The sequence below is a fragment of the Breznakia sp. PF5-3 genome (genome assembly GCF_029504745.1).
Classification (GTDB): Bacteria; Bacillota_I; Bacilli_A; order Erysipelotrichales; family Erysipelotrichaceae; genus Breznakia.
Genome location: NZ_JAQFIQ010000028.1, coordinates 23,800 through 32,368, shown reverse-complemented (window position 1 = coordinate 32,368; position 8,569 = coordinate 23,800). Strand labels below are relative to the sequence as shown.

General features: G+C 31.2%; 7 protein-coding genes. All 7 read left to right on the top strand.

The window, feature by feature from the left end; all coding sequences use genetic code 11:
* Window positions 1–227 precede the first annotated feature (227 nt).
* The 7 genes from M2475_RS07670 (at window position 228) to M2475_RS07640 (ending at window position 8,465) form a co-directional block, all read left to right on the top strand.
* A complete protein-coding gene (locus tag M2475_RS07670; protein ID WP_277490618.1) occupies window positions 228–1,082 on the top strand; it encodes a DegV family protein in 855 nt (284 codons plus the stop codon).
* Window positions 1,083–1,100: 18 nt separating this feature from the next.
* Window positions 1,101–1,949 carry a DegV family protein gene (locus M2475_RS07665; RefSeq protein WP_277490617.1) on the top strand — a complete coding sequence of 283 codons (849 nt, stop codon included), beginning with the start codon at window positions 1,101–1,103 and terminating at the stop codon, window positions 1,947–1,949.
* A 12-nt stretch (window positions 1,950–1,961) separates the two neighbouring features.
* A complete protein-coding gene (locus M2475_RS07660) occupies window positions 1,962–2,816 on the top strand; it encodes a DegV family protein (RefSeq protein ID WP_277490616.1) in 855 nt (284 codons plus the stop codon).
* A gap of 39 nt (window positions 2,817–2,855) precedes the next feature.
* Entirely contained in the window at window positions 2,856–3,131 is a 276-nt protein-coding gene (locus M2475_RS07655) for a glycine radical domain-containing protein (protein ID WP_346780384.1), read from the top strand.
* A gap of 151 nt (window positions 3,132–3,282) precedes the next feature.
* Complete coding sequence (locus tag M2475_RS07650; RefSeq protein ID WP_277490615.1) at window positions 3,283–4,602, top strand: RNA polymerase sigma factor; 1,320 nt, start codon at window positions 3,283–3,285, stop codon at window positions 4,600–4,602.
* 7 nt (window positions 4,603–4,609) lie between these two features.
* Window positions 4,610–5,800 carry a hypothetical protein gene (locus M2475_RS07645; protein WP_277490614.1) on the top strand — a complete coding sequence of 397 codons (1,191 nt, stop codon included), beginning with the start codon at window positions 4,610–4,612 and terminating at the stop codon, window positions 5,798–5,800.
* Window positions 5,790–8,465, top strand: a complete 2,676-nt coding sequence (locus tag M2475_RS07640; protein ID WP_277490613.1) for an immunoglobulin-like domain-containing protein — start codon at window positions 5,790–5,792, stop codon at window positions 8,463–8,465. The genes M2475_RS07645 and M2475_RS07640 overlap by 11 nt, the downstream gene beginning before the upstream one ends.
* Window positions 8,466–8,569: the final 104 nt, after the last annotated feature.

Sequence of the window (8,569 nt, the reverse complement as noted above, 5' to 3'; positions counted from 1 at the left end):
TTTTCTAAAACAATCTTCTTTTTAATTTCGTTAGTCAACTTCATAAGAAAAACCCCCTTTGTTAGTTTATTGTCTAACTTTGGGGGTTCACATCAATACGGTTCTTTTTTTTGATTATGACAAGATTTTCAAAATAGACTATGCTTTAATCAAAATCCTTTTCTTGTTAAGCCAAAGTGTATCTATTTTAAATTCGGTATGTTAGAATAATACAGAGAGGTTTAGCTATGAATAATTATTTAATTGTTACGGATACTACAAGCGCAATGAACTTGGAAATTGCAAAAAAACATGATATTGCATTAGTTCCATTAAGTGTTGTAATCAATGGGAAAGAATTTAAAGATTTGATTGAAATTACAAATGATGTCCTTTATGAAAAGCTTAGAGAAGGATTGGTTCCTACTACTAGTCAACCAAGTGTTGGGTATGTTACAGAATTAATGGAAAAATGGAAAACTGAAAATTATGATGCGATTATTGTATTAACTTGTTCGAGTGATTTAAGTGGAACAAATCATACTTTTCATATGGTGAAAAAGCAGTTAGAAATGGATAATGTTTATATTGTTGATACCCGTAGTGTCGGTGCACCAATTATGGATGGAGCCATCCGTGCTAAAGAAATGGCGAATGAAGGAAAAGATATTATAGAAATATTAAAGATGTTAGATATGAAATATCAAAACCAATTTTCCTTTTTATATCCTGAAACGCTTACACAATTAAAGAAAGGTGGAAGAGTTTCACCACTTGCTGCCAATATGGCATCATTATTAAAAATTAAACCACTTTTATATTTAAAAGAAGATGGTAGTGTAGTTGATCGTTTTGGTATGGCACGAACAGAGGGAAAAGTTATTCAACTTTGTGTAGATAAGTTTAGGGATTTGAATGTGAATTCATTGACGAATAAACTTTATATACTTCATGCAGATAATGCAAAGGGAGCATTACAGGCAGAAAAAATGCTGAAAGCGGTATTTGATGATATTGAATGTGAAATTAATGAATTGCCATCCGTACTTACATGTCATGGCGGATTGGGATGTGTTGCCATACAATCAACATTAAAAATTTAAAATTAGGAGCGTAAATATATGAAAATTGCAGTAATTACAGATAGTGGTAGTGGATTGAATAAAGATCAGGCAGAAGCGATGGGCATTCATTTTTTGCCATTGCAGATCATTGATGATGAACAAGTATATTTAGATGGATACGATACGACTTGTGAAGAAATATTTCAGATGATCCGTGATGGCAAGATGATGAAAACATCACTTCCACCAGTAGGTATGGTGGAAGATTTATTTCATAAATTAAAAAAAGAAGGATATGATCATGGGATTTTTGTTCCTCTTACAAGTGGGTTATCAAGCACGATGCAGAATGTGAAAATGTTGGCAGATAATAATGATTTTGATTTGACTTGCATAGAATGTCATACGACTTGTTATATTCAACAATATATTGCAAAAGCTGCAAAACAATTGGTAGATGAAGGAAAAGATTTAGAAGAAATTTTAGAACGTTTAAATAATAGTATTGAAAATAGTAATACATTGATTATTCCAGATGATTTAGATCATTTAAAGCGAGGGGGGCGATTAACGCCTTTAGCTGCAGCATTAGGTGGAATGTTGAAGATTAAACCAGTTTTAAAATTAAACAAAACAAGTGAAGGTAAAATAGATACTTTTTCAAAAGTTAGAACCATGAGCAAAGCTATGAAAATGGCAGTTGATACATTTGCAGATGAAGGAATTATGGATGATTATGAAGTGGTCGTCTTACATACTGATGCAAAAGAAACAGCTGAAGAATTAAGAGATTTATATTTTGGTAAATATCCAAATAATGATAATGTGTTTGGGTTTATAGGGCCTGTGATTTCTGTTCATACAGGAGTTGGATGTCTAGGATTACAATATATTAAGAAGGTATAGGAGGATCAACTTATGAAAGTTGCATTTGTTACAGATAGCGGTACTGGCTTAAGTGTTGATGAGGTAGAAAAATTAGGTTGTTTTAGTGTTCCGTTACAGATATCATATGATGATGTTTCATTGCTAGAAAATGAAGATATCAATGTTGATCAAGTATATGATTTAATGGAAAAAGGAAAAATGATGAAAACGTCTTTAGCTCCATTGGGGAAAATTGAAGACTTATTTAATCGTTTAAAAAATGAAGGATATGATATGATTTTTGCAGTTCCTATTTGCAAGGGGTTAAGTGGCACAATTGATGCAATGGAAATGACAGCAAAAGAAGTGGGAATCAATTTTGATTATTTTGATAATCATGTTACAGCAATGGTTGAAAAATATATGGTTGTTCGTGCCAAAGAATTATATGAAGAAGGAAAGTCTATTGATGAGATTAAACAAATTCTTTCACAAATATGTAATTCAACAAATACATTATTAGTTCCTAATGATCTTAATCATTTAAGACGTGGAGGAAGGTTAACGCCTTTTGCTGCAACACTAGGAGGTTTATTGAAGATTAAACCAATATTGGAAATTAATAAAAAAACCAATGGGAAGATAGATGTTCTTGATAAAGTAAGAACAATGAGTAAAGCTTTGGATACAACATTGGAGATTATGAAAAAAGAGATTTTTGGTGAAGGTGAAGGGTACAGTATCACAGTTGCTCACGTGGTTGCAGAAGAAGCTGCAAGAGCATTGATTGAAAAGTATAAGGCGGCTTTCCCTAAGGCGAATTATGATTTAATTAAGCTTGTTAGTGTAGTTGGTGTTCATACAGGGCTTGGGTGTTTGGCTATTCAATATTTTAAAGAATTATAATTCTGGGCAAATAGTTTATCATTACAACATAGATGCGTTATATTATACATAGGTATAAGCAATAGAAAGGTTGGTATACTTATGAAAGATCGTATTAGTAATTTGGTAACAATGATTGATGGATATGCAGCAAGTGGTGGGCATCATTTGAATGTAAATGTATTTAATCGAGAAATATTATTAGATGCTCAAAAAAATCCAGAGAAGTATCCTCAATTAACAATTCGAGTATCTGGATATGCTGTGAATTTTAATAAACTTACCAAAGAACAGCAAGATGATGTAATACATCGTACTATGCATGCAGGTATGTAAATTAAGGAAAATGTTGTAATTCATTACGAAAAAATAGCAAGTTACAACATTTTTTATTATAAGTAAGTATTTTTGTTATAAATAGTATGAAGAAAGTGAACTTTTTCGCTGACTTAAGCGTCATACATGAAGTGGATGGGGGCGATACTTTATGAAATCCAAGAAAGAGTATAAAAAAACAGGAAATCGAAGAGAAATCGATGTTGAATATATCGAACGTTTTCGTAATGGTGATATTGAAGCATTTAATGTGATATATGATTTTTATCGGGACTCGATTTATTACTTTGGTTTGAAGTTGATGAAGAATGCAGCAGATGCAGAAGAAATTGTACAGGAAACATTTGTGAATGTATTTGAAAATATCCAAGTTTTAAAGTCTAATAAAGCTTTTCATTCTTGGCTTTTCACGATTGCGTTTAATCGTTCACAATCGCTTTACCGTAAACGATCAAAACAAGTTGATTTAAACGAAGAGACAAATTTAGAAGAAATTATTCGTGTTGATAATGATCAAGTACACGAAGTAGAAAGTAAAGAAGTTTATGATGCGATTAAATCAGAACTTAATCAACTTTCTGATAAGTTTTTTGAAGTCGGGATGTTGAAGTATTATGAAGGGCTATCAATTAATGAGATTGCCTATATACTAAAGATACCAGAAGGTACAGTAAAAACAAGACTTAGAAGAATTAGGAAAGTTATTAAACCTGGATTAGCAGAACGAGGATATTCTCCAGCTAAGTATTTCGGGTTTACGTTTACCCCATTCGCATATCGATTGTTTGCTGACATTATTCAAAAAAATAAGATGTCTACGAGTGGAGCGACTGAAATCTATAACAAAATTATTCATTCTGGATCCAATGCCGCATCTGTGGTTGTTCCAGCAGCGGCGATAGGAGGTAATTTTATATCTGATATAGCAAAAGCGGCACTTGTAGGAATCCTTGGATTAGGAGCTGCAGGAAGTTATGTGGTATATCAAAACTTGAATACAGAGACACCACAAATTCTAGATATAAGTTATTATCAAGAACCAACAAATAAGAAAATTGAAGTAAAAGCAAAGTTAAATAAGAATGTTGAGAAATCTAAAGTTAATGTAAAACAAGGAAAGGAAGCGATTGCTTTTGATATCCAGAATGATGTTTTATCATTCCAAGTTGAAAGAAATGGTGATTATACAATCAAAGTTGCTGAGGATATTCAAAAAATATCGATTGACAATATTGATAAAAAAGCACCAGAGATGGTTGATATTGGTTATGAAGATGGAACTTTATCAGTCAAATTAAAAGATGAAGGTTTAGGGCTAAATTATGCTTCATCTTATATTTTGTATAAAGAAGAGAAAATAGCAATTCCAAAAAATGGCGAAATAAAAAAAGAATTTGAAGGAGAGGTTTATGTAACTATTTATGATAAATCAGGAAATATGATTTCTTATATAGTGAATATTGAAAGTTAGGGCGAATATGAATAAGACAGGGACAATAAGAAAGGTAGTAACATTTGCAGTGTTAACGATATCAGTGGTGTTTAGTTTACTCACTGGTATTTTTAGCGTGGAAGCAAAAGAGGTTTACTTTGATTTGTCACTATCTTCAAGTGCTAAAGTAATATCTGCTTCAGGACAGGCATATAGCCTAGAGAGTACTACAGATGTTCCTTATGGATCAACTGTTAAAATTACAATGAATGTAGTGAATCATTCAGGAGTGGTTGACTCTAAAATTTTATTTATAGAAAAAGAAGGTATCAAATTTAAAGATTATTATAAGGGAGTATTAAAAATTAATGGTCGTAATGCTTCACAGGATGAATATACTTCTTATCTCAATAATGGAAAAGCGATTGCTTTAAATAGTACGAAAACAACTTATGATTTAGAAGTTATGACAATCGGGTCTTCACGAGATAAAATCAGTGTAGATATGAAAATATTATCTAGTGAAATTACCATGGGTGATAAAAGCGAAACCTATGAACATGCGTTTCGAGGAAAGTTTGGATTCAATAATACAACTCATACAGTTAATTTCTATGATGGAACGATATTGTTGAAACAAATAAAGGTGAAAAATAATCAAGTAGTAGATACTCCACTTGTTTCGAAAAAAGGATATCGTTTTCTTGGCTTTAATACACAGTTAGATGGAAAAGGTTTTTTTTATAATGGCGAAAAGATAAAAAAATCAATGAATTTATATGCTACATTTGTGATTAAGCAATATCGTGTTTCATATTATGTAGATAATGAACTTTATTATCAAACTTTTGTAAATTATGGAGATGATGGTGAAGCCATTGCAGGACCGAAGAAAAATAATAATACATTTTTAGGGTGGTCGGAAGATTTGCATGATATCACAGAGGATACAGTTGTGTATGCATTGTACCAAAAGGATGAAATATCAAAATCAGGATTATCCTATCGTGTGGATAAAATCATTGAAGGAAGTATATACACAGAATATGATAGTAAAATAGTTTCTTCGCCTGAGAGATTCTATATTGATTTTTTTACTAAACTTAAAATTAATGCCGAAAAATCTTTTCCATTCAAACTGTTGATTAGTGCAATTCCATTTATTATATCATTATTGATTGTACTTATTTATCTATACTATCAAAAGAGAAAGAAGGTTGTGCGTAATGAGGTATAAACAAAATTTTGTAAAATTTATATGTATCGTGTTTTCATATTTACTAATTAGTTGTTTTGTACTTTTAAATGAAGCTGATGCAGATGAGAATTTTACGTTAACATATACTACTTTCTATGAGTTGCATAATCAAAGAGCTAAGATTAACATCTCGAAAGAAGCAATACAAACATATGGAATTCGTGAACTTGTATTTGAAGATACTATTTTAGATATAAATGATCCTACTATTATCATTGAAGAAAATGGTGTATATACTTTAACAATTACTTATGAAATGGATAATAAGGTAACTAAGGCAACACAAGAAATTCAAATTACAGAAATCCAAAAGCAAATTTCTACTCGTGCTGCTACAGGGATTGATCTTGTTCCAGATATTAACTTTTATAATTACCTAGTGTTTGAAAAGGGTTTAGATAGCAATTTCACAATCGAGGATTTGGGACAGGTAGATAGTATTTATTATATTGAAAATAATCCTACTAAACGTATTCGTGATCTTCAAGGGATTGAGTATATGACTTCACTACGTTATATTTATTTGAATGATCACAATATTAAAAGTTTAGAGCCAATGCGCAATACTGTTTATCCATATTTATCTCAGATGGAATTTAATAATTGGAACACAGGAACCAATGAGATTCATGATTTTTCAATTTTAACAGCTTCTAGGTTTCCAAATTTGGATGAGCAAATTATGTTTAATAATAATGGCATTGATGATGATGATTTAAATACTTTGCCAATAACAGATTGTATTCCAGAAGTAGTATTTCATTTTCAAAATAACAATATTACAGATATTAGTATTTTTGAACATTATACAGATGCTAAGCGACTTATATTAAATCATAACAATATTACCGATATCACGCCTTTATCAAATCTTACAAAGATTAATATATTGCAGTTATCTAATAACAATATTACGGATATATCACCATTAGCAACAATTACTACAAATGGAAATGCAGCAATTTGGCTTAATAACAATCATGTTACGGATTTATCAGCGTTAGCGAATGTTTCTGCTGTTGTTTATGTAAGACATAATTCTGATGCAGATCCATATCAAGATCCAAACAATAATCAGGGTCAACGCTATACAAATGAGACTTCATTAATTGGTGATAAAGCAACTGGAAAGGTTATAGTTACATCAATTGTGAAAGATCGTTATGGGAATACAATTCCAATGACAATAGATGGACAAACATATGAATCAATTGAATTAACACTAGATCCAACTGCCGATGATGTTTATCAATATTCATTAAATTATTTTGGTGATGATACATGGTATGTTGGAGAAGTAACCCAACCGATTATTTGGTGGGAAGAACCAAGCTTTACAGCAAATGACATAGAATTATACGTAGGCGATACATATGATTTGATGAAAGATGTGAAAGCATACGATATCTTAGGAAATGATATTACAAGTGATGTTGAGGTTGCATCTACGAATATTAACAATAAAAAAGCAGGGACTTATCAAGTGACCTATTCAATCGAAGATACAGAAGGCTATAGTGCAACATATCAAAGAAAAATAAAAGTTCATGGTCAGCCTGTAATTCTTGCGAAACCACAAAAATATGAACTGGGAAATACGAATATAGATTATAGTATTCGAAATCGTGTGGATGCATATTGGTTAAAGGCACAGGATACTATTGGTGCAGAACCAATAAAACAAGCAATTGATTATGATGATATTCATTATGCACTTAAGAATGGGAATGCAGAATTTAATGCTATTGGAATCTATGATGTTAATTATGAAGCAATAAATAAGGATGGTAAAAAAGGAACAAAAACAATTCAAGTATTAATAACAAATAGAAATAGTGTTATGGATAGTTTATCAAATCTAGTAATTGGTGCAGATAATCTGCAATTTACATATGATGAAGTGCAAAGCTTAACAAAGAGTCAAGCAATAAGTAAATCTAACGTTCGCTCATTTTTGATGAAACGAACAACCGATGGACAAATAAGTGGATTTGCTGATGTTGGTAGTAGTATTGGCATACATGAAGAACAATGGCAGCAGATTAAAAATGTATCATCACAAGGTGGTGTGTTTGAACTGCTATATACAATAAAAGCAAACAACTATGAAGTAAGTAAAAAAGTTACAGTAACCGTTTATGGTAATAATACATATCCAATTGGACCAAATGAGGAAATGATAATTTCAGGTAGAAATATACATCTGACGTATGATGAAGCGAAAGCTTTACAAGCAGAAGATGCTATTGGGGAAGCGGAAATTAAGATATATCATAAACTGGACGAAAAAAGTAATGACAATATTATAAAAGTAAATGAAAAACAACTAAAAAAAATAAATGAAGTCAACATAGAAGGAGGTGTCTTTAAGTTAACTTTTTCAGCGATCGCACAAGACTATTCAGGGAATTCTATAGAAGGTGAACTTTCTGTAGAGGTGGTTGTTGATGCGAAGAATGCTATGAGTATCGCTGGTGGAAAAAGCAAGTCAATGCAAAGTGAGAATGAAACCCTTAGCAAGGCAGTTGTTTCCGCAGGAGATAGACATGGTGAAAGGATAGAATTCAATTTATTTTTACTTAGTTTAAGTGGCTGTTTATTATGCAAATTTTGGAAAAAACGCAATCTTGAAGGTTTACAATAAATTTTTCAATTTTTTTAAAAAATAATGAACCTGAATTTTGACTTATGCGTCTTACCGATACTCATTATGAAAATTGATTTTTCATATGTGTGATATTTGCTTGA